The 23,436-nt window shown below is 63.2% G+C and carries 22 protein-coding genes; 7 read left to right on the top strand and 15 right to left on the bottom strand.

Going from position 1 to position 23,436, the window contains the following annotated elements; all coding sequences use genetic code 11:
* The first annotated feature begins 89 nt into the window (after positions 1 to 89).
* The 3 genes from dnaE to QAT43_RS01635 are packed head-to-tail and all read left to right on the top strand — an operon-like array spanning position 90 to position 5,388.
* On the top strand, positions 90 to 3,560 hold the full coding sequence (gene dnaE / locus QAT43_RS01645) for a DNA polymerase III subunit alpha (RefSeq protein WP_305041285.1): 3,471 nt from the start codon (positions 90 to 92) through the stop codon (positions 3,558 to 3,560).
* A gap of 32 nt (positions 3,561 to 3,592) precedes the next feature.
* Positions 3,593 to 4,546, top strand: coding sequence for an acetyl-CoA carboxylase carboxyl transferase subunit alpha (gene accA, locus QAT43_RS01640; RefSeq protein ID WP_305041284.1), 954 nt, complete (start codon positions 3,593 to 3,595; stop codon positions 4,544 to 4,546).
* A gap of 5 nt (positions 4,547 to 4,551) precedes the next feature.
* A complete protein-coding gene (locus QAT43_RS01635; RefSeq protein WP_305041283.1) occupies positions 4,552 to 5,388 on the top strand; it encodes a septal ring lytic transglycosylase RlpA family protein in 837 nt (278 codons plus the stop codon).
* A 27-nt stretch (positions 5,389 to 5,415) separates the two neighbouring features.
* Here the strand turns inward: QAT43_RS01635 and tgt are convergent, their stop codons facing one another.
* Positions 5,416 to 6,537 (bottom strand): tRNA guanosine(34) transglycosylase Tgt, encoded by a 1,122-nt coding sequence (tgt, locus tag QAT43_RS01630; RefSeq protein WP_305041282.1) that lies wholly within the window; start codon positions 6,535 to 6,537, stop codon positions 5,416 to 5,418.
* A gap of 118 nt (positions 6,538 to 6,655) precedes the next feature.
* Between tgt and cas6 the strand changes: the two genes are divergently transcribed.
* The 4 genes from cas6 to ftsH all read left to right on the top strand — a co-directional run bounded on the left by cas6 (position 6,656) and on the right by ftsH (position 11,384).
* A complete protein-coding gene (cas6, locus tag QAT43_RS01625; RefSeq protein WP_305041307.1) occupies positions 6,656 to 7,585 on the top strand; it encodes a CRISPR system precrRNA processing endoribonuclease RAMP protein Cas6 in 930 nt (309 codons plus the stop codon).
* 90 nt (positions 7,586 to 7,675) lie between these two features.
* Positions 7,676 to 7,987 (top strand): zf-TFIIB domain-containing protein, encoded by a 312-nt coding sequence (locus QAT43_RS01620; RefSeq protein ID WP_305041281.1) that lies wholly within the window; start codon positions 7,676 to 7,678, stop codon positions 7,985 to 7,987.
* Positions 7,988 to 8,086: 99 nt separating this feature from the next.
* Complete coding sequence (locus QAT43_RS01615) at positions 8,087 to 9,412, top strand: GGDEF domain-containing protein (RefSeq protein WP_305041280.1); 1,326 nt, start codon at positions 8,087 to 8,089, stop codon at positions 9,410 to 9,412.
* 91 nt (positions 9,413 to 9,503) lie between these two features.
* The gene (ftsH, locus tag QAT43_RS01610; protein ID WP_305041279.1) at positions 9,504 to 11,384 is read left to right on the top strand and encodes an ATP-dependent zinc metalloprotease FtsH; all 1,881 of its coding nucleotides are present in this window, start codon (positions 9,504 to 9,506) and stop codon (positions 11,382 to 11,384) included.
* Here the strand turns inward: ftsH and QAT43_RS01605 are convergent.
* From QAT43_RS01605 to QAT43_RS01540, 14 genes are all read right to left on the bottom strand, one after another.
* Complete coding sequence (locus QAT43_RS01605) at positions 11,335 to 12,597, bottom strand: uracil-xanthine permease family protein (protein WP_305041278.1); 1,263 nt, start codon at positions 12,595 to 12,597, stop codon at positions 11,335 to 11,337. The two genes, ftsH and QAT43_RS01605, sit on opposite strands and share 50 nt — an antisense overlap.
* A gap of 24 nt (positions 12,598 to 12,621) precedes the next feature.
* On the bottom strand, positions 12,622 to 13,245 hold the full coding sequence (gene upp, locus QAT43_RS01600) for a uracil phosphoribosyltransferase (protein ID WP_305041277.1): 624 nt from the start codon (positions 13,243 to 13,245) through the stop codon (positions 12,622 to 12,624).
* A 45-nt stretch (positions 13,246 to 13,290) separates the two neighbouring features.
* Positions 13,291 to 13,740 (bottom strand): hypothetical protein, encoded by a 450-nt coding sequence (locus tag QAT43_RS01595; RefSeq protein ID WP_305041276.1) that lies wholly within the window; start codon positions 13,738 to 13,740, stop codon positions 13,291 to 13,293.
* Between the two features lie 93 nt (positions 13,741 to 13,833).
* On the bottom strand, positions 13,834 to 14,994 hold the full coding sequence (gene nspC, locus QAT43_RS01590; RefSeq protein ID WP_442900178.1) for a carboxynorspermidine decarboxylase: 1,161 nt from the start codon (positions 14,992 to 14,994) through the stop codon (positions 13,834 to 13,836).
* A gap of 78 nt (positions 14,995 to 15,072) precedes the next feature.
* Entirely contained in the window at positions 15,073 to 16,266 is a 1,194-nt protein-coding gene (locus QAT43_RS01585; protein ID WP_305041274.1) for a saccharopine dehydrogenase family protein, read from the bottom strand.
* A gap of 338 nt (positions 16,267 to 16,604) precedes the next feature.
* Complete coding sequence (locus tag QAT43_RS01580) at positions 16,605 to 17,000, bottom strand: hypothetical protein (protein WP_305041273.1); 396 nt, start codon at positions 16,998 to 17,000, stop codon at positions 16,605 to 16,607.
* A 68-nt stretch (positions 17,001 to 17,068) separates the two neighbouring features.
* Positions 17,069 to 18,052, bottom strand: a complete 984-nt coding sequence (locus QAT43_RS01575; RefSeq protein WP_305041272.1) for a beta-ketoacyl-ACP synthase III — start codon at positions 18,050 to 18,052, stop codon at positions 17,069 to 17,071.
* A gap of 73 nt (positions 18,053 to 18,125) precedes the next feature.
* Positions 18,126 to 18,974, bottom strand: coding sequence for a triphosphoribosyl-dephospho-CoA synthase (locus QAT43_RS01570; RefSeq protein ID WP_305041271.1), 849 nt, complete (start codon positions 18,972 to 18,974; stop codon positions 18,126 to 18,128).
* Positions 18,934 to 19,449: a citrate lyase holo-[acyl-carrier protein] synthase gene (locus tag QAT43_RS01565; RefSeq protein WP_305041270.1), complete on the bottom strand. Its 516-nt coding sequence runs from the start codon at positions 19,447 to 19,449 to the stop codon at positions 18,934 to 18,936. Before QAT43_RS01565 ends, QAT43_RS01570 begins: the two co-directional genes overlap by 41 nt.
* Complete coding sequence (gene citF / locus QAT43_RS01560; protein ID WP_305041269.1) at positions 19,424 to 20,962, bottom strand: citrate lyase subunit alpha; 1,539 nt, start codon at positions 20,960 to 20,962, stop codon at positions 19,424 to 19,426. Before citF ends, QAT43_RS01565 begins: the two co-directional genes overlap by 26 nt.
* Positions 20,949 to 21,869 carry an HpcH/HpaI aldolase/citrate lyase family protein gene (locus tag QAT43_RS01555; protein WP_260746481.1) on the bottom strand — a complete coding sequence of 307 codons (921 nt, stop codon included), beginning with the start codon at positions 21,867 to 21,869 and terminating at the stop codon, positions 20,949 to 20,951. The genes citF and QAT43_RS01555 overlap by 14 nt, the downstream gene beginning before the upstream one ends.
* On the bottom strand, positions 21,866 to 22,348 hold the full coding sequence (locus QAT43_RS01550) for a PPC domain-containing DNA-binding protein (protein ID WP_305041268.1): 483 nt from the start codon (positions 22,346 to 22,348) through the stop codon (positions 21,866 to 21,868). Before QAT43_RS01550 ends, QAT43_RS01555 begins: the two co-directional genes overlap by 4 nt.
* On the bottom strand, positions 22,349 to 22,615 hold the full coding sequence (citD, locus tag QAT43_RS01545; RefSeq protein WP_305041267.1) for a citrate lyase acyl carrier protein: 267 nt from the start codon (positions 22,613 to 22,615) through the stop codon (positions 22,349 to 22,351). It abuts the gene before it with no gap.
* The coding region (locus tag QAT43_RS01540; protein WP_305041266.1) for an adenylyltransferase/cytidyltransferase family protein at positions 22,615 to 23,436 on the bottom strand (822 nt) is incomplete at its 5' end. The genes citD and QAT43_RS01540, both read right to left, overlap by 1 nt.

Here is a 23,436-nt window from a genome sequence, read left to right as displayed (position 1 = left end):
CCGTTTCGCCCCGATTGCTGAGTCCAAGCAGGCAATAACAGGCGCCTTTTCCGGTTTCGACTGTCTCTATCTCACCAGGCCGCAAGGACATGAGCGCAAGTCCCTTCGTCCATTTGCATCTGCATTCCCAATATTCCCTGCTCGATGGCGCCATCAAGATCGGCGATCTGGTCAAGCATGCCGCCGCCCAAGGCATGCCGGCCCTGGCCATCACCGACCACGGCAACATGTTCGGCGCCCTCGAATTCTATCTGGCGGCCAAGGGCGCGGGCATCAAGCCGATTCTGGGCTGCGAGGTGTACGTCGCCACCGGTTCGCGCTTCGACAAAGGCAACGCGCGCTCTTCTTCCGACGCGTCCCACCATCTGGTGCTGCTGGCGGAAAACCTCGAGGGTTACCGCAACCTGTGTCGCCTGGTGTCCGCGGCCTACCGCGAGGGTTTTTACTACAAGCCGCGGGTCGACTGGGAGCTGCTCCGCCAGTGCAACCAGGGGCTGATCGCCTTGACCGCCTGCCTGGGCGGGGAAATCCCCACCCTCATCGAACTGGGCAAGATGGACGAGGCCCGGCGCCGTAGCCGCGAGATGGCGCAAATTTTCGACAACGAGCGCTTCTATCTCGAACTCCAGGAAAATTTCATTCCCGAGCAGACCCGCGTCAATCGCGGCCTCAAGGAGATCGCCCGGGATCTGGGCCTGCCCCTGGTGGCGACCAATGACTGCCATTACCTGACTCGCGAGCAGGCACAGGCCCACGAGGTGCTGCTGTGCATTCAGACCGGCAAGAACCTCGATGATCCGTCGCGCATGCGTTTTCCCAACGACGAGTTCTACGTCAAGACGCCCGAGGAAATGGCGGCGCTGTTTCAGGATGTCCCCGAGGCCATCGGAAACACGGTGCGCATCGCCGAACGCTGTCAGGTGGACCTCGATCTCAAGACCTACCACTTTCCCCAGTACGAAAAGCCCGCCGAAAAATCCCTGGAGGAAGTGCTGCGGGAAGATGCCCGCGCGGGCCTTGAGGAGCGCCTGGCGGATATCCGCAAGGTGCGCAGCCTGCCCCCCGAGGAGGAGCAGCAGTACCGGGTGCGCCTCGAGCGCGAGCTCGACTGCATCAACTCCATGGGCTTTCCCGGCTATTTTCTCATCGTCGCCGACTTCATCAACTGGGCCAAGGATCACCATATTCCCGTGGGACCCGGGCGCGGCTCGGCCGCCGGGTCGCTGGTCGCCTACGCCATCCGCATCACCGACATCGATCCCATTCCCTACCATCTGCTGTTCGAGCGCTTCCTCAATCCCGAGCGCGTGTCCATGCCCGATATCGATGTGGATTTCTGCATCAACGGGCGCGAGGCGGTGATTGATTATGTGCGGCAAAAATACGGCGCCGCCAACGTGGCGCAGATCATCACCTTCGGCACCATGGCGGCCAAGGGGGTGATCCGCGATGTGGGCCGGGCCATGGGCCTGCCCTACGGCGAGGTGGACAAGATCGCCAAGCTGGTGCCGGGGGTGCTCAACATCACCCTCGACGAGGCCCTCAAGCAGGAACCCAAGCTGCGCGAGCTGCTCGACAAGGACGCCAAGGTCAAGCAGCTGTTCAACACCGCCCTGGCCCTGGAAGGGCTGACTCGCCACGCCTCCACCCATGCCGCCGGGGTGGTGGTGACGCCCCGGGATCTGACCGAATACCTGCCCCTCTACGTTGATCCCAAATCCGGCGGCCAGGTCACGCAGTTTTCCATGAGCTACGTGGAAAAGATCGGCCTGGTGAAATTCGATTTCCTGGGGTTGAAAACCCTCACCGTCATCGACAATGCCGTGCGCCTGGTGCGCGAGGGGCAAAAGGCCGACTTCGACCTGCGGCTGATCGGCGACGACGACCAGGCCACCTACGAGCTGCTGAGCCGCGGCGAGACCACCGGCGTGTTCCAGCTCGAATCCTCGGGCATGAAGGAGTTGCTGGTCAAACTCAAGCCCTCCTGCTTCGAGGACATCATCGCGGTGTGCGCCCTCTATCGTCCCGGCCCCCTGGGCTCCGGGATGGTCGACGACTTCATCCAGCGCAAGCACGGCAAGAAGAAAATCACCTACGATTTTCCCCAGCTCGAGCCCATCCTCAAGGACACCTACGGCGTCATCGTCTACCAAGAGCAGGTGATGCTCATCGCCCAGGTGCTGGCCAACTACAGCCTGGGCGGCGCCGACCTGCTGCGCCGCGCCATGGGCAAGAAAAAGCCCGAGGAGATGGCCAAGGAACGCGAGAAATTTCTCAAGGGGGCGGCGCAAAACCAGCTCGACGCGAAAAAGGCCGGGGCGGTTTTCGACCTCATGGAAAAGTTCGCCGCCTACGGCTTCAACAAGTCGCACTCGGCGGCCTACGCCCTGGTGGCTTACCACACCGCCTACCTCAAGGCCCACTATCCGGTGGAATTCATGGCGGCGCTGCTCACCGAGGACATGGAGAATACCGACAAGGTGGTGAAGAACATCGCCGAGGTGCGCTCCATGGGCATCGAGGTGCTGCCGCCCGACATCAACGCCTCGGATCGCAGCTTCACGGTGCACGCCAACGCCATCCGCTTCGGCCTGGGGGCCGTCAAGGGCGTGGGGGCCGCTGCTCTTGAGGTGATCATCGAGGTGCGCCGCGAGGCGTCTTTTACCTCCCTGCACGACTTCTGCGAGCGCCTCAATCTGCAGAAAGTCAACAAGAAGGTCATCGAGGCGCTCGTCAAATGCGGGGCCTTCGATTCCCTGGGCGGACGGCGGGCTCAGTACCTGGCGGTATTGGAAGAGGCGATGGAGGCGGGCCAGCGCCTGCAGCGCGAGCGCGCCATGGGGCAGGAATCCCTGTTCGGCATGGACGAGGTGGTCAGCGTCGCGGGCAACGGTCACGGCAAGCTGCCCGAGGTGGAGGAGTGGCCGGAGAAGCTGCTGCTCAGTTATGAAAAGGAAGCCTTGGGTTTTTTCATCACCGGGCATCCTCTGGCGCGCTACCGAGACACGATCAAGCGCTTCGCCACCTGCGACGCCGCAACGCTCAGCGAGCGCGCCGACAAGGAAGAGGTGCGGGTGTGCGGCATCGTTTCGGCGGTCAAGGAACTTACCACCAAAAAAGGCGACCGCATGGCCTTCGCCACCCTCGAGGACTTGAGCGGACTGGTGGAGATGGTGCTCTTTCCCGAGGTCTATCAGGCCGGCGCCGAGTTGATCAAGGGCGAGGAGCCGATTCTGGTGAGCGGCACGCTTGACGTCGGCGAGGAAACCTGCAAGCTGATGGTGAGCGAGGTTACCGCCCTGCGCGACATGCAGGAGCGCCAGACGAAAAAGGTGCATTTCCGCCTGAGCTCACCCGGACTCGACGAGGAGCACCTGCGCGGCCTGAAAAACATCATGCGCCAGTATCCCGGGCGCTGCGAGTCCTTGATTCATGTGGTGATACCCAGCCAGTGCGAAGCGGTGGTCGGCCTGCCCGATACGCTCAGCGTGGCGGCCAGCGATGAGCTGATGGACGCGACGGAGAAACTCTTCGGTTACCAGGTCGTGACCTTCGAGTAAGGCAAACGATTTCTTCCTCATGGAGATAGACCATGCAATTTCACCTCGATTTTGAAAAACCGATCATCGATCTGGAACGCAAGATTCGCGAACTGCGTGATTTTTCCACCGAGAACGTGGATTTCACCAGCGACATCAAAAAGCTGGAGAAAAAGGCCGCCAAGCTGCGCGAGGACATTTTCTCCAATCTGAACCGCTGGCAGCGCACCCAACTGGCGCGCCACATGAACCGTCCCTACACCCTGGACTATGTCAACCACATCTTCACCGACTGGTTCGAGGTGCACGGCGACCGCAATTTCCGCGATGATCCGGCCCTGGTGTGCGGCTTTGCCCGCCTTGACGGCGAGCCCTGCGCGGTGATCGGTCACCAAAAAGGGCGCGACACCAAGGAAAAGGTATACCGCAACTTCGGCATGCCCAATCCCGAAGGCTACCGCAAGGCGCTGCGCGTCATGCAGATGGCTGAGCAGTTCGGTCTGCCGATTTTCTGCTTCGTCGATACCCCCGGCGCCTTCCCCGGCATCGGCGCCGAGGAGCGCGGCCAGGCCGAGGCCATTGCCCGCAACCTGCGCGAGATGGCGGCCCTGAGCGTGCCGGTGATCGTCACCGTGACCGGCGAGGGCGGTTCCGGTGGCGCCCTGGCGATTGCCGTGGGCAATCGGGTGCTGATGATGGAGTATTCGGTCTACGCGGTCATCTCTCCCGAGGGCTGCGCCGCCATCTTGTGGAGCGACGGCACCAAGGGGCCCATCGCCGCTGAGGCCCTCAAGCTGACCGCCGCGGACATCGACGCGCTGGGCTGCGTCATCGACGAGGTAATTCCCGAACCCCTCGGCGGCGCGCACAATGATCCCGCCGCCGCCGCGGCCCAGGTCAAAAAGGTTCTGAAGAAGCATCTGGCCGAATTGCAGGAACTCTCCGGCGAGGAACTGGTGGAGCAGCGTTACCAAAAATTCCGCGCCATGACCATGGTGGCCGAGTAGCCGCGATGTCCCAACCGGCTGTCGTTGCCCTGGCTCGTCTGGGCGGGATGCTGCTCATCGCGTTGCTGACCGCCTGCGCCGCACCCGCTCCGCCGCCGTCTCGTCCGGCGCCCCCGCCGGCGCCGCCATCCGTGTCGACGCCGGCCGCGCCGCAACCGGGCGTTCCCGCCGCACCCGCGCCCCAGCCGAAACTGCGGGGTTGGGAGCGGCCCTACGAGGTGTTCGGCGAGCGCTATCATCCCTTGCAGGACCATGAGGGTTTCGTCGAGGAGGGCGTGGCAAGCTGGTACGGCCCGGATTTTCACGGCAAGAAGACCAGCAACGGCGAGATTTATGACATGCATGCCATGACCGCGGCGCACCGGATCCTGCCCCTGGGAATCCACGTCAAGGTCACCAACCTGCGCAACGGCCGCGAAGTCGTTTTGCGCCTCAATGACCGCGGACCCTTCGCCAAGGGGCGTATCATCGATTTGTCCTACGCGGCGGCCAGGGAACTCGAAGTCGTGGGGCCGGGCACGGCGCCGGTGCGGGTCGAGGCCTTGGGCTATCGGCAGACCGATGCGGCGGGACGGGTCAGCTATCAGGCGCCGCGCACCTGGGAAGTCGAAAACTACTCGGTGCAGATCGGCGCCTTTACCGTGCTGGAAAATGCCCAGCGGCTGGCCGACCAGATGCGCCGCCAGGAAGGCTATTCGGTGATTCAGCAGGGCTACGTGGGAGGGCAGCTCTTTTATCGGGTGCGCGCCGGCAAGTTTTCCAGCCTCGCCGCGGCCGATGCCGCCACCCTGAGATTTGAGTCCCAGGGCTTTGGCGGCAGCTTCGTGGTGGCGATGGATTGATCTTTGGGATCGGGGAGGTCGGGCGCCTTACTCGTCGCCCTTGCCCTGGCTCTGGTAGCGGCCGAGAAAATCCTTTTTGAAGGCGATAAAATCGCCCTGCTCGATGGCCTGACGGGCGGCGGCGGTGAGATTCAGATAGAACTGCACGTTGTGAATCGCCGCCAGGGTGGCCGAGAGAATCTCGTTGGCGTTGTATAGATGGTGCAGATAGGCGCGGCTGAAGTTCTTGCAGCAATAGCAGTCGCAGGCCGGATCGACGGGAAAGAAATCGCGGCGATAGCGGCGGTGGGTGAGGCGCAGGCGGCCGTGGCTGGTGAACAGGGTGGCGCTGCGGGCGTAGCGGGTCGGGATCACGCAGTCGAACATGTCCATGCCCCGCTCGATGCTCTCCAGGATGTCCTCGGGCAACCCCACCCCCATGAGATAGCGCGGCTTGTGTTCCGGAAGAAAGGGCGCCGTATATTCCACCACCTTCTTGAGCAGCTCCAGACCCTCGCCGACACTCACCCCTCCCACTGCATAGCCGGGAAAATCCATCGCCACCAGCGCCTTGGCGCAGTCGCGGCGCAGATCCTCATAGGTGCTGCCCTGGACGATGGCGAATAGGGCCTGATCGGGGCGCGCGTGGGCTTTTTGGCAGAGTTCGGCCCAACGCAGGGTTTTTTTTACCGATTGGGCGGCATAGGCATGGGTCGACGGGTAGGGGATGCACTCGTCGAAGGCCATGATGATGTCGGCGCCCAGGGCGTTCTGGATGAGGGTGGCTTCCCGCGGGCCAAGGAAGATTTCGCTGCCCGTGACCTCGTGGCGGAAAAACACGCCGTCGTCGGTGATTTTTTTCTTGGGCAGGGAAAAGACCTGAAAACCGCCGCTGTCCGTGAGGATGGGCTTGTTCCAGTTCATGAAGCGGTGCAGGCCGCCGGCTTTCTCCACCAGCCCCTCGCCGGGCCGCAGGTGCAGATGGTAGGTGTTGCTGAGAATGATCTGCGCGCCGGTCTCCTCGACCTGGGCGGTGGTCATGGCCTTCAGGGCGCCGTGGGTGCCTACCGGCATGAAAATCGGTGTTTCGATGACCCCGTGCGGGGTGGTCAGGCGGCCGCGCCGGGCCTTGCTGGCGGGATCGACGGCTAGTAGTTCAAAGGGAAACATGGGTCGGTTCAACTCCGAGCAGGGCTGGGCGTCCTCGGGCTAGGCCGGACGGCCACGGGGGTTTCTTACGGCCCGGTACCATAACAGAAAGCCGCGTTAAAGGCAATTTCACTTGGACATGACCCTTGCGGCGCCCCGCGCCCTGGCCGATGTGGATTTCGTGCTGGTCGATTTCACCCTGGAATTCCAGGAGGCCTTCGATTTCGACCTGCCGCGCCTGTTGCGCGTGCGGCGCGATCTGCGTGCGGCGGGGCTTCTCACCCTGGGAGACGGCGAGGCCTTCGCGGCGCTCTTCGATCCGCCCCTGAGCACCGACCCCGCTGCGGTAAAGCGTTTTCAGCGGCCCGGCCCGTCCTTCGTCATCCATCCCGATCTTGCCTTGTGCGATGCTTATGAGGAAGGCGACCAGATGTCCCTGAGTGTCCTGTTCTGGGGGCGGGGCATTCAGTTTCTCGGTGCTTTTGCCGAAACCCTCAGGGCCCTGGGCGGCAGCGGCCTCAATCGCGGCGAGGGGCGCTTCGAGTTGACGGCCATGGCCGCGCGCAAACCCGGTGGGGATCAACAATGGCTCTGGAAACGCGGCCGCTCCGCCGGTCCCCTGGTGCCGCCCATCCTCTCCGCCGCCTGGTGGCTTGAGTCCCTGCCCGTCCTCGGCGAGCAGGCCTGCCTGGAATTCGTCACCCCGGCGCGGCTTCTGTCCCAAGGCCGTCCCCTGTTTCGTCCGACCTTCGCGAGCCTCTTTCCCTTCATCCTGCGCCGGGTCACCTCCATGATCCATGCGCACTGCGGCCTGGAGATCATTGCCGATCCTCGCCCCTGGCAGAGGGCCGCTGGTGAGGTGCTGATCCTGGGCAATGAGTTGCACTGGCAGGACTGGCGCACCCTCGACGGCCAGGCCGGCCCCCAGGAACTCGGCGGCCTTGTCGGGCGCCTGAGGGTGGAGGGCGAGTCCCTGCCCTGCCTGGGCTGGTTGTTGCATCTGGGATCCCTGTTGCAATTGGGCAAGGGCGCTTCCTTCGGCGCCGGTTGCTACCGGGTGGATGCCTGACCCTCGCACCAGGAGCGCGGCGGCCTTGCCAGAGTTTCCGGATCCGCTATAATTAGAAATAAAATCAACCCCTTGCCTTGGGTGATGCTTATGACCGATCTCTGGGAAGAAAGAAAAAAAGCGCTGGAAAATCAATATTTCCGCAAGCTGGAAGCGGAAAAAATCGCCCGCTTGCGCGAGGACTCCAAGGAACGACTGATCCGGGAATGCTGCCAGGACCGCTGTCCCAAGTGTGGCGAACCCCTGGAAAAGATGGTGTTTCGCGAGGTGCCTCTCGACAAGTGCCCGGATTGCGGCGGCGTGTGGCTTGGTCCTAAAGATTTGCAGATCCTTGCCGAAAAGGATCATCGGACCTGGTTCCAGCGCTGGTTCCAGGCGGAGGAAGATCGCAAGGCCGGTTAGGGCCACTTCCAGCTTGTTCCCGGCGCTGTCCGAGCCCCTGCGGGCCTCCCGTCGCCCGGCAGGGGCTTTGGATTCTCCTCAGGCAAGGAATCGTCGTCGGTGCGTTTGTCCATCTCGCTGAAAATCCTCTCCGGCTACCTAATTCTCGCCGTCTTTCTGGTGGGGGCATCCTGGCACGCCCTGCTCTACCTGCACCGGGTATCCGAAACGTCGCAGCTCATCCTCAACCAGTCCGTCCAGGCAACCACCGCCATCCGCGGCCTGCAGACCGCCATGAGTTCCCTGGAGCAATGCGCCGAGATCTATCCTGAATCGCCCTCGCCGGGGGTTCTCAACCTGTTTCAGTACTATCGGCGTCAGTTCGACCAGGGGTTGCTGCGTGCCTCCGTGCATCTGCCGGGTTCCACGCGCTTGGACGAACTGCGGTCCGGCTACGCTCTCTACCTCGACCAGTTCGAGCAGCAGATCGAACTGGTCGCCGGCGGCCGGGCCGGGGAGGCGAAAAAGCGCGCCGCGACGGTGCTGGGGCCCCAGGCCGGACACCTTCATGGGCTGCTCGATACCTTGCACCTGGCGGCGCAGCGCACCCTGGACGCCGAGCTCATTTCCCTGCGCGGTTTTTCCTCAGGAGTATCGACGGCGGTGTTCTTCACCTCACTCTTCGGCGTGCTCTGCGGTCTGGTGGCGGTGATTCTCACCGCGCTGCAACTCAACGGGGGCATCCGCAAACTCAAGGAAGCCACCTTCATGGTCGGCAAGGGCAATTTCGATCTCAATCTCGGGCTGCGCACCGGCGACGCCCTGGAAGATCTGGCCAAAAGCTTTGAAGCCATGGCGCAGAAACTCAAAATGTCCGAGCAGCTCTGCCTCGACGCCAGTCCCCTGACTTATCTGCCGGGCAATATCGCCATCGAACGGGCGCTCACCGACCGCATCAAACGCGATGTGCGTTTTGCCCTGTGCTACATCGACCTGGATGATTTCAAGGCCTTCAACGATCACTATGGCTATGCCCGCGGCAGCGAGGTGATCAAGGCGGTGGCCGATCTGCTGGCCGCCGTGCGGGGCGAGGTCGGTGGAGAAAACGATTTCATCGGCCACATCGGCGGTGACGATTTTGTGTTCATCACCGAAGACGAGCGGGCCGAAGCCATCTGCCGGCATGTCATCCAGCGCTTCGACGCAATGATCCCGGAGTTTTACAGCGAGGAGGACCGCCGGCAGGGTTTTATTACCGGCATCGATCGTTATGGCCAGACGCGCCAGTTTCCTCTGATGACCATCTCCATCGCCGTGGTCAGCGACGCGCGCCGCGATATCCATTCACCCGCCGAGATCGCGCGGGTCGCCGCGGAAATCAAGGACTTCGTCAAGACCCGCCCGGGCAGCAATTATCACCTCGACCGGCGCGAGCGCGCCCGCTGAAAATGCCCCGCCGAATTTGACAATCCGCCCCGCCGCTTCCATCCTTTAGGTAAATCATCCATCAACTTCGCTGTCCCTTCAGGAAGACGTGATGAACAAAGGGCCCTGGAAACAGCTCACTATTCTTTTTCTGCTGCTGATCGCCTTCAATCTGCTTTACGTCGCAACCGTTCCTCCCCCGTCGGCACCCTTGGAAATCAGCTACAGCCAGTTCAAGCAGGAACTGCGCGCGGGTAATGTGGCGGAGGTGTGGATGCAGGGCGCGGCGGTCAGTGGTCGCTTCCGCGCCGCCCTGACCACCACCGATGCCGCGTCCCCGGGCCCGGACGCTAAACCGGTGCTCTCCGAGGAGTTTCGCACCACCTTGCCGCCTTTCCAGGATCCGCGACTGATGGAGGAACTGGAAGAGGGCGGCGTGGTGGTGCACGTCAAGCCCGAGGCCAGTCCGTCGCCCTGGTCCACGGCCTTTCTTTACCTGCTGCCCTGGCTGCTGATTTTCGGGGTTTGGTGGTTCGTCCTGCGCAGCATGCGCGGCAAGGGCGGGCCGGGCGGATTCATGAGCAGTTTCTCCAAGTCGGGAGCCAAACTCTACACCCAGGAAACCTCCAAGGTGACCTTCGACAACGTGGCCGGCCTGGTCGAAGCCAAGCAGGAACTCAAGGAAGTGGTGGATTTTCTGCGCGAGCCCGCAAAATTCAAGCGCATCGGCGGCAAGGTGCCGCGCGGGGTGTTGCTGGTGGGACCGCCCGGCACCGGAAAAACGCTGCTGGCCCGGGCCGTGGCCGGCGAGGCGGGGGTGCCGTTTTTTTCCATTTCCGCCTCGCAATTCATCGAAATGTTCGTCGGGGTGGGCGCCAGCCGGGTGCGCGACCTGTTCACCAGCGCCAAGAAAAACGCGCCGAGCATCATCTTCATCGACGAACTCGATGCCGTCGGCCGTTCCCGCGGCACCGGCCTGGGCGGGGGCAGCGACGAACGCGAACAGACCCTCAATCAGTTGCTCTCGGAACTCGACGGCTTCGAGCCCCATTCCGAGGTGATCGTCATGGCCGCCACCAACCGCCCCGATGTTCTTGATACAGCCCTCCTGCGTCCGGGGCGTTTCGATCGTCAGGTGGTGGTGGATCGGCCCGACTGGCGGGCGCGCGAGGAAATCCTCAAGGTCCACAGCCGCCATGTGCCCCTGGCGGCGGATGTGGATCTGCGGGTGCTGGCGCGCGGCACGCCGGGCATGTGCGGCGCCGACCTGGAAAGCCTGATCAACGAGGCGGCGCTGATCGCCGCTCGCGAGAATGCTTCGGAAGTGAGCATGCGCCACCTGGAAAAGGCCAAGGACCGCATCCTCATGGGTGCCGAGCGCAAGCTGATGTTGACCGAGAAGGAAAAGCGCATCACCGCCTATCATGAAGCGGGACATGCCCTGGTGGCCAAATTCACCTCCGGCGCGGACCCCGTGCACAAGGTGTCCATCATCCCGCGCGGGCAGGCCCTGGGTGTGACCCAGCAATTGCCGCAGGATGATCGCTACCACTATCCGCGCTCCTATCTGGAAGCGCGCATCGCGGTTTGCCTGGGCGGCAGGGCGGCGGAGAAGGCTGAGTTCGGCGAAGTGTCCACCGGCGCGCAGAACGATCTCAAGCAGGCGACGGAACTGGCGGAGAAGATGGTTTGCCAATGGGGCATGAGTGAGCGAATCGGGCCGGTGGCCTTGAGTCGCGGTGAGGAGCACCCCTTCCTCGGGCGAAAACTGGCGACGGAAAAGACCTTCAGCGAAGAGATGGCGTGGCGGATCGATCAGGAAATCGAGAATTTTCTCAAGGCCGGCGAGACGGCCGCCGAAGGGATCATCGCGGAGAAAGCCGATCTGCTGAACAAGCTGGCCAAGGCCCTGCTCGAGGAAGAAACCCTTGACGGCGAGAGGGTCAACGAGCTTCTCGGGCTGAGCGGGAAGGGCGCGGCAGCAGCAGGTTGAGCAGCACGCCGAGCAAGCCGGCCAGGCCGATGCCCTCGATGACGAACTGACCGGCGGAGAAGGTCATGCCGCCCACCCCGAACACCACGATCAGGGAAATGATGGCCAGGTTGCGCGGCTCCATCAGATCCTCGCCGCAGCGCGCCAGGGAGCTGAGCCCCACCACCAGGATTGCACCGAAGAGCAGCAGCATGATGCCGCCCATGACCGGGGTGGGGATGGTGCGCAGCAGGGCGCCCAGCTTGTCGACGAACGAGAGGCAGATGGCCGAGAGCGCCGCCCAGGTCATGATGGCCGGATTGGTCAGCCGCGTGAGGGCCACGGCGCCGGTGACCTCCGAGTAGGTGGTGTTGGGCGGCCCGCCCAGGGATGAGGCAAGGATCGTGGCCAGGCCGTCGCCCATGAGGGTGCGGTGGACACCGGGGTTCTTCAGGTAGTTGCGCTCGGTCACGGAACTGATGGCGAGGATGTCGCCGAAATGCTCGATGGCCGGGGCGATGGCGACGGGAACGATGAACAGCACCGCGCGCCAGTTCCACTCCGGCAAAACGAAGGCCGGCAGGGCCAACCAGGCCGCGTCCCGTACCCCGGAAAAATCCACCAGGCCAAAGGGCAGGGCCAGCACATACCCCACCCCGATCCCCAGCAAAATCGGCACCAGCCGCACGAATCCGCGTCCCAGCAGCGAGGCCAGTACCACGGTTGTCAGCGCGCCCATGGAGACCAGCAGGGCCGGGCCGCGCGCGACCAGTTCAACGGCACCGTCGCCGCTGCGGCCCAAGGCCAGATTGACGGCCACCGGCGCCAACACCAGGCCGATGACCATGATCACCGGGCCGGTCACCACCGGCGGCAGCAGGCGCTGCAAGGTGCCGACGCCGCGCCAGCGAATGAACAAGCTGAGAATTACATAGAAAAATCCCGCCGCGACCAGTCCGCACAGGGTGGCGGGAACGCCCCAAGTCTGTACGCCGTAGAGAATGGGCGCGATGAAGGCGAAGGATGAAGCGAGAAATACCGGCACCATGCGCCGGGTCAGAACCTGAAAAACCAGGGTGCCGGCGCCGGCGGTGAACAGCGCGACGTTGGCGTCGAGTCCGGTGAGCAGGGGCACGAGCACCAGGGCGCCGAAGGCGACGAAGAGCATCTGCGCGCCGATCAGGCTATCGCGCAGGCGGAACTGGTAATCGCTGGGCGAGGGGTCTTGAAGCATGGCGGGTTTCTCGCGGATATCGGTTTACTTGGTGCCGAAGATCTTGTCGCCGGCGTCGCCGAGGCCGGGCAAAATATAGCCCTGCTCGTTGAGCCGCTCATCGACGGCGGCGATGTAGATATCCACGTCGGGGTGAGCGCTGGTGATGCGGGCGATGCCCTCGGGCGCGGCGACCAGGAACAATCCCATGATTCTGCGGCAGCCGGCGGCCTTGAGCAGGTCAACGGTGGCCACCAGGGTGCCCCCGGTGGCGAGCATGGGATCAAGAATCAGGGCCATGCGTTCCTCGACGCAACTGGTCATTTTTTCAAAGTAGCGCACCGGCTCCAGGGTGTGCTCATCGCGATAAAGGCCGACGACGCTGACCTTCGCGCTGGGAATCAGGCTCAGCACGCCCTCCATCATCCCCAGACCGGCGCGCAGGATCGGCACCACGGTGATCTTCTTGCCCTTGATGCGCCGCACCTCCACGGGGCCGGCCCAGCCCTCCTCGACGACGGTCTCCATTTCCAGGCCCTTGGTCGCTTCGTAGGTGAGCAGCATGGCAACCTCGGCGGCCAGTTCGCGAAAGGCTTTGGTGCTGATGTCCTGGCGGCGCATCAGGCCAAGCTTGTGCTGGACCAGCGGGTGGCTGATTTCATGAACCACGTTGGAACTCCTCAAGAAAGCATGTCGGCTGGCGCGAAAATGGAATCAGGAAATGCCGGGTCGCGATTCCTCGGCCAGGCCGGCCGGGGCTGTGAAGCTGTAGCGGTTGTAATGGCCCGCGACCTGATCGTTGATGTCGCGGGTTTCGCGGATCTGGCGCACCAACTCCTGAAAGGCGTAATTCTCCCAGTCGGGGCGGGCATCCAGATTGAGATACTGGGGATATTTGCGCGTGGCGAGGGCGCGGTTGGGGCCTTCGAGACGCAACAGCAGCCAGGCGTCGGCCACATCCTGCTCGACAATGCGCTCGGGGTCGATCAGGGCCGATTCGGCCATCAGCAGCTGCGCGGAAAAACGCGCCGTCAGCCGCTCGATGGCTTCGCCATGTTCGCGCAGCAGGCGGGCCGCTTTCTTGCCGTCGCTCACATCCACGAAGATGAGGACGCGAGCCGTGCGAAACCTGCGGTAATCCACCAGCATCCGAGACTTGAGCATGAGCGCCTCCCTGAGCGGCTGAAAACGGGTCCAAGGCAAAATCTTACCCGCCCATTTGTATCCGGCAAGCGCGCGTGGCGAAAAAAAAAGAACTCAGGACAAGCGATTCTTGAAATCCTCGTAGCCGAATTCCCGCACCAGTTCCACCGTCCCATCCCAGCGCCCGTAATAAATGGACGGCAGCTTCATGCCGTTGAAGGTGTTGGTCTTGACCATGGAGTAGATGGCCATGTCGAGGAACATCAGGCGATCGCCGACGTTGAGGGGTTGATCGAAGGAATAGTCGCCGATGACGTCGCCGGCCAGGCAGGACAGCCCGCCCAACCGATAGGTATGGGCCTTTTCGCCCGGCAGGCCGGCGCCGATGATGTGCGGGCGGTAGGGCATCTCCAGCACGTCGGGCATGTGGCAGGTGGCCGAGGTGTCGAGAATGGCGTTGGCGACCTCGTGATTGCGGGTGAGGTCGAGGACCGAGGCCACCAGGATGCCGGCATTGAGAGCCACGGCTTCGCCGGGTTCGAGATAGACCTCGAGGTGGGGATGGCGCGCTTTGAAATCCTTGAGAAGGCCGATGAGGTGATCGACATTGTAGTCGGCGCGGCTTATGTGGTGCCCGCCGCCGAAATTGACCCAGCGGATCCGCGGGAAAAATTCGCCGAACTTCGCCTCGAAGGCGGCCAGGGTGCGCTCCAGGGCGTCGGCGCCCATCTGGCACAGGGTATGGAAATGCAGGCCGCTGATCCCCTCCAGGGCGCTCGCGTCGAACTCCGCGCGGATGATGCCCAGCCGTGAACCGGGACCGCAGGGGTCGTAGATGGCCACTTCCGTTTCAATGTGCTCGGGATTGCAGCGCAGACCGAACTCGAGGTTGGGGTTGAGTTCCCGCGCCAACTTGCCGAAACGGCGCCACTGGGCGATGGAATTAAACACCAGATGGTCGCACAGTGGGGCGATCTCGCGGATGTCGGCCTCGCTGAAGGCTGCGGCGAAGCCGTGCACCTCGCCGCCGAACAGTTCGCGGCCGAGGCGCGCTTCGTGCGGGCCGCTGGCGCAGGTGCCCTTGAGGGTGCGGCGCAGCAGGGGAAAACAGTGGTGCATGGCGAAGCCCTTGAGGGCGAGCAGGATACGCACGCCGCTCTGGTCCATGACCCGTTGCAGGATCGCCAGGTTATGCTCCAGGGCTTCCTCGAAGACGACAAAGGCCGGGGTCTTGATCCCGCTCAGGTCGGTTTTCCGGGCACAGATCTGGTCCATCATCAACTTATTTTCCTGGCGAATGAAGGCGGCACAGCCCGGATCGGTCGCTTCCGGGCTGTGCCGTGCAGTGGCGAATCAGTCTTCCAGGCCCCGGTCGAAGACTTCCTTCCAGGGCAGGCCGAAGCGATTGAGGTCGGCCATGAAGGGATCGGGATCGAACTGCTCGATATTGAACACGCCCTGGCCGCGCCAGGCGCCGGTGAGCATGAGCTTGGCGCCGATCATGGCCGGTACGCCCGTGGTGTAGGAGATGGCCTGGGACTTGACCTCGGCGTAGCAGGCCTGGTGGTCGCAGATATTGTAGATGTAATACTTGCGCCGCTTGCCGTCCTTGATGCCGTCGACCATCACGCCGATGCAGGTGTAGCCCTTGGTCAGGGGGCCGAGGGAGGCCGGGTCGGGCAATAGCGCCTTGAGAAATTGCAGGGGGATGATCTGCTGGCCCTGGAATTCGACGGGCTCGATGCCCGTCATTCCGACATTCTGCAGAACTTCCAGGTGCTTGAGGTAGTTGTCGGAAAAGCTCATCCAGAAGCGGGCACGCTTGAGCCCAGGAACGAACTTGGCGAGGGATTCAAGCTCCTCGTGGTACATCAGATAGATGTTGAGGGTGCCCAGTCCCTCTGGCATTTCGAAGGGCCGCTTGACCGAAAGCGGATCGGTTTCGATCCATTGGCCGTTTTCATAAAAGCGCCCCTTGGCCGTGACCTCGCGGATGTTGATTTCCGGATTGAAGTTGGTGGCGAAGGGCATGCCGTGGCTGCCGGCGTTGCAGTCGATGATGTCGAGGGTATGGATCTCGTCGAAATGGTGCTTGAGGGCGTGCATGGTCATGACGCTGGTCACGCCGGGATCAAAACCGCTGCCGAGCAGCGCCATGATGCCCTTGTCCTTGAAACGGTCATGGTAGGCCCACTGCCAGCTATACTCGAACTTGGCCGTGTCCGGCGGTTCGTAATTGGCGGTGTCGAGGTAGTCGACGCCCGTCGCCAGGCAGGCATCCATGATGGCGAGATCCTGGTAGGGCAGCGCCAGGTTGACCACCAGATCGGGTTGGAAGTCCTTGATCAGGGCGATGGTTTCTTCAGGGTTGTCAGCGTCGAGCTGCGCGGTTCGGATGGGGCGCGGCAGCATGGCGGCAATCTTGTCGCATTTGGACTTGGTGCGGCTGGCAAGGCAGATTTCCTCGAAAACCTCAGGCAGCATGGCACACTTCCAGGTCGTCACCTGGCTGACGCCGCCGGCGCCGATAATCAGTACTTTTCCCATGGGTCAACCTCCCGGAGTTGAAAAATCCCAACAATTTAACCAATTCTCTCCCGGAGTGCAAACAGCAAAAAAATCTTGGAAAAATTTTAGGCCTTGACAGGGAGCGAGCTTATATATAACATCGTTATAAAACAGAGGGAGGTAGGCTCATGGAAAATCAAAAACATTCGGGTTATTTTCTTGTTCAGATTGTCCTCGTTGCCCTAAGTTGCGCAGTTTTTGGCGCTGCCCTGGTCCACTTCCTGGGCTGAGGTCGGCGGCAAAAAAAAGAAACAACGTTCCTCTCTTCCTGGTATTGGCCCGCTTCGCGGGCCTTTTTTTTGCGTCTCGCACAGAGGTCAGTTGTTCATCTCAAGCAGGGAATAGTCCTGCAGGATGCCGTTCTGGTCGAAAAACAGGCGCAGGGTGGTGTGTTGGTGAGAGACGGGGCGTGGGTCGAGGGCATAGGCGTTGGCGATGCGGCGGCTGCTGTAGGTCCAGACTTCGGCATCGGGGAATAGCGGGTGGCGGCCGGCGTCGGGCAGCAAAAACGAGCGCGAGCTCTCGCCGGGCCGGATGATGGACTGAGGGGGGCCGAGCAGGTTGTAGGCCTCCTGGCGGGTGGTTTGACCGTGGACCAGATTGTCGCCGAGGGTGGTGGCATTGAGGTTGCGCGCGCCCGATTCGAGGGAAGGGCTGCAGGCCGAGAGAAGAACGAGAGTCGCAAGGATCAGCAACCAGCGGTGAAGACGCATAAGCCAGGCTCCTGGGGATCTTGAATTTTGTTTCTTATCGGCGCGCGGCCCGCGAAAATTTATCCTTTTCAGAAGCGTATCAGCCCCGCGGCCCAGGTGAAGCCGGCGCCGAAGGTGACCGCCGCCACCAGATGGCCCGGCGCGATGCGGCCCGAGCGGCGCGCCTCGTCGATGGCCATGGGAATCGAGGCGGCGGAGGTGTTGCCGAAACGATCCACGTTGACGTAGACCCGGTCCTCGGGCATCCCCACCTTTTTGCCCACTGCCTGAATGATGCGCAGATTGGCCTGGTGAGGAATAAGCAGGTCGATATCCTCCAGTCGCAGTCCCGTTTTCCCAAGAACCCGGTCCAGACCATCGCTCATGGCGGCCACCGCATGGCGAAACACTTCGCGCCCCTCCATGCGGATGGCGTGCAGATGCAGGTTGTCGGGACGCGGCGGATTGGCGCTGCCGCAGCCGGGATTGATGAGTAAGCCGGCGTGGCGGCCGTCGCTTTGCAGATGCAGGGCGAGGATGCCGCTCTCGTCCTGGCTGGGACCGATGATCGCCGCGCCGGCGCCGTCGCCGAACAGGGTGCAGGTGTTGCGGTCGCTCCAGTCGACCTGGGAGCTCAACACCTCGCCGCCGATAATCAGTGCGCGCCGGAAATCGCCGGAGCGCAAGAGGCTTTCGCCGAGGCGCAGGCTGTAGAGAAAACCCGAGCAGGCGGCCGAGACATCAAATGCCGCGGCCTGCTCGATGCCGAGCTGCTGCTGCACCAGGCAGGCGGTGGCGGGAAATTTATAATCGCCGCTCACCGTGCCGACGATGATCAGATCGATGTCCTGGGGCCCGAGCCCGGCGTCGTCCAGGGCGTTGCGGGCGGCCGCCGCGGCCAACTGCGCCACGCCGGTGCCGGGTTCGGCGATGTGACGGGTACGGATGCCCGTGCGCTCGATGATCCACTGGTCCGAGGTGTCGACCATTTTCTCCAGATCGGCGTTGCTCAGGATTTTTTCGGGAACGGCACGGCCGGTTCCGAGAATTTTTGCATGAGGCTTGGCTTGCATGCTTAGGTAACCTCCCTGGGGGCGATTTTTCAGGCGAGGGGAAAAAATATCACAGGGGGGCCAAAAAAGAAAATCAGGCGTGCAGGGGTACAACATTCAGGGTGGCGAAGGTCAAGGACGGGGCAAATTCGCTCAGCCCAAAAGCCATCGCCAGCAGATCGGCAACGCCGCCCATGGTCAGACGCATGGCGATATACTCGCGGTTGGCGGCAAGCAGAAACGGCCAAGGATCGACACCTTGTGTCAGCAGCCATTCAAGCTGGGCGCCATCGCGGCGCAGGCGCTCCAGCCCCATCGGCCCGCAACGATGCAGGGCCGTGGTGTCCTCGACGTGCTGCATCAGGGCCGCCAAGGCGGCAAGACCCTCTCGGGTTTCATTCCCGCCGGCGGTGCGTGTCGCGGCGATGGCCGGCAAAGCCGCTTCAAAAAGTGCCGGCAGGCCGCGGCGGGCTTCGTCAAGGATTCCACCGGACTTCCGCGCCAGACGCAGACGCGCGCCGTGCGTCTCGCCGGTGTCATGAGCGGGCAGCATTTGCGCCGCGACGGCCATGACGGCTGGTCGCAGATCCTCACACCGGCCCGCGCAGCCCGACAGGGCACAGAGCAGCAAGCCACCCAGGAAAATCGCGCCCTTGTGGGTGTTGGTGGCGAACCGCTCGAACATAAGAGCTTCATATCGGCGGCCGATGGGAACCAGATCCGCGGCGCTGCCGCCCTGGGCAAGGACCTCGGCAAAGGTGCGGTAGCCTTGCCCGACCAGGCCGATGGAGTCCATCATCAGGGGCAGGGACAGATCGGGATGGGCGCCGGAATCGAGAAGATCCACCAGGCCGGGCTTGGGCGTGAGGAAGAGTTCTCGGCGCAGGCCTTCGGTCAGGCAGTCAGCCAGGCGATGCAGGGCTAAAGCAAGCGATGAGTGCATGGGCGGCTCGCATGATGGTTTCAGGTTCATGGCGTTTCAAGCGAATGCAGGTGCGCGCCGGCCGCCGGCACAGCAGGCAAGGCCGCTCTTCCAAGCCCAGGGAGGCGCGGCCGAGGGGCTCGCCGGCAGCGAGATAGACATCCACATCCAGCAGGCGCGCGGCGGGATGAAGGTTTTCCACGGCAACGCCGGCGCGTTTGGCGCTCACCGGATCCTCGGAGCCGTCCAGAACCAACCAGGGACCCAGGGCATCGTCCCAGGCCGCCAGGAGGGTAAAACCGGGGATTTCTCCCTGCAAGCGGGCGCGCCCCCAGGAAAACAGCGCGTCAGCGCCGGGCGGGTTTTTATCCGCCCCGGGCAGCGCCAGGCTCAGGCAGGCGACCCAGGGCCGACCAGCGGCCAGGGCCTGATCGATGCTGCCTTGGCGCGTCTCGCGTGCCTCCAGCAGGCTAGTCCGCAATGCGGCGCACGACATCGATGATGCTCCCGTCCCGGTATTCGATGAGCCCCACCACATCGTCGGAAAATTCCAAGGGTCGGGGTCGCCCGGTGATCCGGGTGATCTCCGCCTGAATCTGGCCGATGTCCTTGACCGGCAGGTTGCAGCGCAGCAGTTCGCGCTTGAGATCGGCGTGGCGCTCGTTGACGGCGATGCCGCGCTCGGTGACCACCACGTCCACGGTGTCGCCGGGGGTGGTGATGGTGGTCAGTTCGTCGCGGATGATGGGCAGGCGCCCGCGCATGGAGGGAGCGACGATGATTGCCAGCTTGGCCCCGGCGGCGGTGTCGCTGTGGCCGCCGGTGTTGTGCAGCAGGTAGCCGTTGGATTCGGTGTTGACGTTGACGTTGAAGCGCGTGTCGATTTCCGTGGCGCCGAGAATCACCGCGTCGAGACGGTTGACCACGGCACCGGCATTGAAGGGGTTGGCGTACATGTCGGCGCTGATTTCCACGTGATTCAGATTGCGGCCGATGGATTCCACCGCCTTGAGATCAAAGCACTGCACGTCGAAGAGCGTCTGGAACAGGCCTTCTTCAAGCATGTCGACGAAATAGCCGGTGATGCCGCCGCAGCCGAAGCTGCCCTGAATCCGGTTGGCGCGCATCAGGGTGCGCACATGGTTGGCCACGGCCAGGGAAATGCCGCCCGAGCCGGTCTGAAAGGAAAATCCCGCGCGCAACAGGCCCGAGACCTCGATGACCCGCGCCGCGTACTGAGCGATCTGCAGACCCACGGGGTCGGTGGTGATGCGGGTGGTGGTGGAAACGATTTTTTTCGGGTCGCCCAGGGTGGGCACGCACACCACATAATCCACCAGCGTTTGGGGAACGGACAGGGGCGCGACAGGGTAGGGGCGCAGGTTGTCGGTGACCGCCACAACCACCCGCGCGTGCTCGGCATCCACCTGGGCGTAGCCAAGACTGCCGCAGGCCGCGGGGCCGCTGCTGCCGCTCAGGTTGCCGTATTCGTCGCAGGCCGGCGCGGCGATAAAGGCCACGTCCACGGGCACCTGGCCGGACACCAGGGCACGGGCGCGGCCGCCGTGGGTGCGCACCACCACCGGGCATTTGAGCAGGCCGCGGGAGATTTGTTCACCGATGAGGCCGTTGACGCCGCATTCAAGGCCGGCGATCACGCCTTTTTCGATGTAGGGGATGAGTTCAGCATGCACCGGATGGATGGAGCTCGAAGCGATGGTGATGCCGCGGATACCCAAGGCATCAATCTCGCGCACCAGCTGGCCGAGGAGCACATCGCCGTTGCGTAGGCTGTGGTGGGTGCTGATGCACATGCCGTCGCGCAGTCCGCTGGCCTCGATGGCCTCGCGCAGGCTGCCCAACACCTTGGAGGCGCCGGGATTGACGCGGGTCAGAGGACGGCTGGCGCGCATTCCCTGGGGTTGCAGGGCAAAGGGATCTCGGTAGGGGATGAGCGCTTTTCCGTTGAACGTTTCAGGGATCCAGCGGCCGAGGCTATTCCTGACCATAAATCACCTCATCGTCGATATCCATGTCGATCAGATGATGGGCGCGCGCCGTCTTGAGCACCCGCAGGGCGCGTTTGACCACCGGCGCATCGACCATCTTGCCGCCCAGGGAAATGACCCCGGTGCCCATGGCGCGCGCTTTCTGGATGGCCTCCACCACCTGCAGGGCGTAGTCGATTTCCTCGCGCTTGGGGGCGAAGACTTCGTGTACAACCTCGATCTGGCGCGGATTCACCAGGGATTTACCGGTAAAGCCGAGGCGCTTGATCAACTCGGTTTCGCGGCGCAGCCCCTCCATGTCCCCGACATCGGCGAAGATACTGTCGATGGCCTGAATGCCGGCAGCGCGCGCCGCCCAGATGACGCGGGTGCGGGCGTGGAACAGTTCCTCGCCGGTCTTGGTGCGCTCGATCTCCAGGCTGGCCGTGTAGTCCTCGGCACCGAAGGCCAGGGCGAAGACCCGCTGGGAGCAGCGCGCGATCTTGATGGAGTTGATGACTCCGGCGGCGCTTTCGATGGAGGGCAGAATCTTGAAGCGGCCGATCTCAATGCCCAGCTCCTCCTCGAATTCGGTGAGCAGGGTATCCAGCCGTTCCACGATCTCCGGGGTGTCGGCCTTGGGCAGGCGGATGCCGTCGGGCAGAGCGGGCAGCACGGCGCGCAGATCCTCGATGCCCCACTTGCTGTCGAGGGGGTTGATACGGATCAGGATTTCCTTGTTGCGCTGCGCATAGGCGTCGAGAAAGCGGCGCACCAGAATGCGGCCGGCGTCCTTTTCCGAAAGCGGCACGGCATCCTCGAGATCGATGATCACCCCGTCACTCTGGAAGATGGGGATGTTTTGCAGCATGGACGGCATGTTGCCCGGCACGTAGAGCAGCGTGCGGCGCAGTTGCAGAGCGCTCATGGTCGATCTTCCCCTTCCTGAATGAAGATGGTCGGTACCCCGCCGCTTTTCGAGGGGTGACGCTCGATGCCCGCGACCAGGGCTTCACTGAGGATGATTTCACAGCTGGCGAACACCTCGGCGTCGAACAGGTGGCCGCCGAGGACCTCGCCCGAGGACTTGGCCACCAGAATGTGCAGGTGGCAGTCGATTTGGCCGCTTTCGTCGGGCACCAGGTTGCCTTCGAGACCGACCAATTCCAGGGGGCCTTCGATGCGGTGCTGGTTCATGCGCGCCTCGGTGATGGGCAGCCGCGCACCGGCCTTGATGCCGCGCAGGTGCACCTGGCTGACCGAGCCCACCGCCGAGGTGATGACCGCGTATGTGATGCCGCGCTCGGCCACGAACTGGCTGAGACTTTCCTTGAGGCGCCGCCCCGGCTTGATCTTGAGGATGAAGCGCCGACCCTGCTCCCATTCCTTATACCAGTAGCCTTTCATCTAACCCTCCAGGGCCGCCCGTCGCAGGGCCGCCTCCACGCGCGCCTCGATGGCATAATCCAGGGCGCCGCGATCACTCAGGCGAATATGGCCGCGGGTGACCTGCAAGCGCTCAAGCACCACCTCGATACGCGCGTGAATCAAATGCTCGAACTGCTTTTTCACCGTCGATTCGATCTCGATGCTCAGGGTCTCGGCCGGTTCCACGAAAACCATGAGATCGCTCGACTGCAGGGTGCCGGCCTGAACCTTCTTGCGGATCTCCATCAGTGTCTCCTCTGGTAGGTTTTGAGCTTGTCGCGTAGGGGCTGGGCCTCATCGGACATCAGAAACCGAAAGGTGGCGTCGGGAACCAGCAGCCGCACCGCTTCATGGGCCTCAAGGCGCAGCGCCTCACGCACCCGGTAGGCGCTGATGGCATCCGCCGCCGCCGTGACCCTCTCGATTTCCTCCACCGCGATGCCCAAGGGCGGCAACCGGCGCTTGAGCGTCTCATTGTAGAGGCGCGTGGTGCGGCAATAGGGCTCGCTGCCGACAAAGCGCCGGCGGATGTGGAAGAAGGGGGCGATTTTGCCGGCGAAGAGCAGAGCGTCGACCTCCATCTGCACCTGCGCGGCCTCTTCGGCATCCTTTAAGAAATAGGCCGGGAAGGTGAGGCTGCTCACCGCGTAGTGCGAGCTGTCGAGCACCCGCACGTTGGGCAGATGGGCCGTGCCCTCCTCGACTAGGCGCTTGCGCACCGCGAAGGGAAACACCGAGCGGTCCTCGCGCACCACGAAAATGTAGAGAATGTCCACCTGCCGCGCGGCCTGCTCGATGAGGTACTGATGACCGCGGGTGAAGGGATTGCAGTTCATCACCAGGGCGCCGTTGTTGCCGGGCGCGACCCAGGCGGCGTACCCGGTGAGATAGCGGCGCAAGCCGCCGCCGAATTCCAGCAGAGTGGTTTGCGGATGGTGGACCAGGGGTTCGAAATTGAGTGCCTGAAAGGAATAAGCAGATTGCGGGCGGGTCAGGATGAAAAAAACCTCGTGCCCGGCATGGCCGCCGGCGCGCATGAGCTCGGTCACCAGGGCGCCCAGGGTCGG

This window comes from Geoalkalibacter sp. (genome assembly GCF_030604225.1).
GTDB lineage: Bacteria > Desulfobacterota > Desulfuromonadia > Desulfuromonadales > Geoalkalibacteraceae > Geoalkalibacter.
The sequence above is the reverse complement of the archived record's forward strand: the minus strand, read 5'-3'. Positions and strand labels throughout refer to the sequence as shown.

Coding starts and splice junctions, on each gene's coding strand:
- dnaE (WP_305041285.1), top strand. CDS start 90: ATGAGCGCAAGTCCCTTCGTCCATTTGCATCTGCATTCCCAATATTCC.
- accA (WP_305041284.1), top strand. CDS start 3,593: ATGCAATTTCACCTCGATTTTGAAAAACCGATCATCGATCTGGAACGC.
- QAT43_RS01635 (WP_305041283.1), top strand. CDS start 4,552: ATGTCCCAACCGGCTGTCGTTGCCCTGGCTCGTCTGGGCGGGATGCTG.
- tgt (WP_305041282.1), bottom strand. CDS start 6,537: ATGTTTCCCTTTGAACTACTAGCCGTCGATCCCGCCAGCAAGGCCCGG.
- cas6 (WP_305041307.1), top strand. CDS start 6,656: ATGACCCTTGCGGCGCCCCGCGCCCTGGCCGATGTGGATTTCGTGCTG.
- QAT43_RS01620 (WP_305041281.1), top strand. CDS start 7,676: ATGACCGATCTCTGGGAAGAAAGAAAAAAAGCGCTGGAAAATCAATAT.
- ftsH (WP_305041279.1), top strand. CDS start 9,504: ATGAACAAAGGGCCCTGGAAACAGCTCACTATTCTTTTTCTGCTGCTG.
- QAT43_RS01605 (WP_305041278.1), bottom strand. CDS start 12,597: ATGCTTCAAGACCCCTCGCCCAGCGATTACCAGTTCCGCCTGCGCGAT.
- QAT43_RS01595 (WP_305041276.1), bottom strand. CDS start 13,740: ATGCTCAAGTCTCGGATGCTGGTGGATTACCGCAGGTTTCGCACGGCT.
- nspC (WP_442900178.1), bottom strand. CDS start 14,994: ATGGACCAGATCTGTGCCCGGAAAACCGACCTGAGCGGGATCAAGACC.
- QAT43_RS01585 (WP_305041274.1), bottom strand. CDS start 16,266: ATGGGAAAAGTACTGATTATCGGCGCCGGCGGCGTCAGCCAGGTGACG.
- QAT43_RS01580 (WP_305041273.1), bottom strand. CDS start 17,000: ATGCGTCTTCACCGCTGGTTGCTGATCCTTGCGACTCTCGTTCTTCTC.
- QAT43_RS01575 (WP_305041272.1), bottom strand. CDS start 18,052: ATGCAAGCCAAGCCTCATGCAAAAATTCTCGGAACCGGCCGTGCCGTT.
- QAT43_RS01570 (WP_305041271.1), bottom strand. CDS start 18,974: ATGCACTCATCGCTTGCTTTAGCCCTGCATCGCCTGGCTGACTGCCTG.
- QAT43_RS01565 (WP_305041270.1), bottom strand. CDS start 19,449: ATGTCGTGCGCCGCATTGCGGACTAGCCTGCTGGAGGCACGCGAGACG.
- citF (WP_305041269.1), bottom strand. CDS start 20,962: ATGGTCAGGAATAGCCTCGGCCGCTGGATCCCTGAAACGTTCAACGGA.
- QAT43_RS01555 (WP_260746481.1), bottom strand. CDS start 21,869: ATGAGCGCTCTGCAACTGCGCCGCACGCTGCTCTACGTGCCGGGCAAC.
- QAT43_RS01550 (WP_305041268.1), bottom strand. CDS start 22,348: ATGAAAGGCTACTGGTATAAGGAATGGGAGCAGGGTCGGCGCTTCATC.
- citD (WP_305041267.1), bottom strand. CDS start 22,615: ATGGAGATCCGCAAGAAGGTTCAGGCCGGCACCCTGCAGTCGAGCGAT.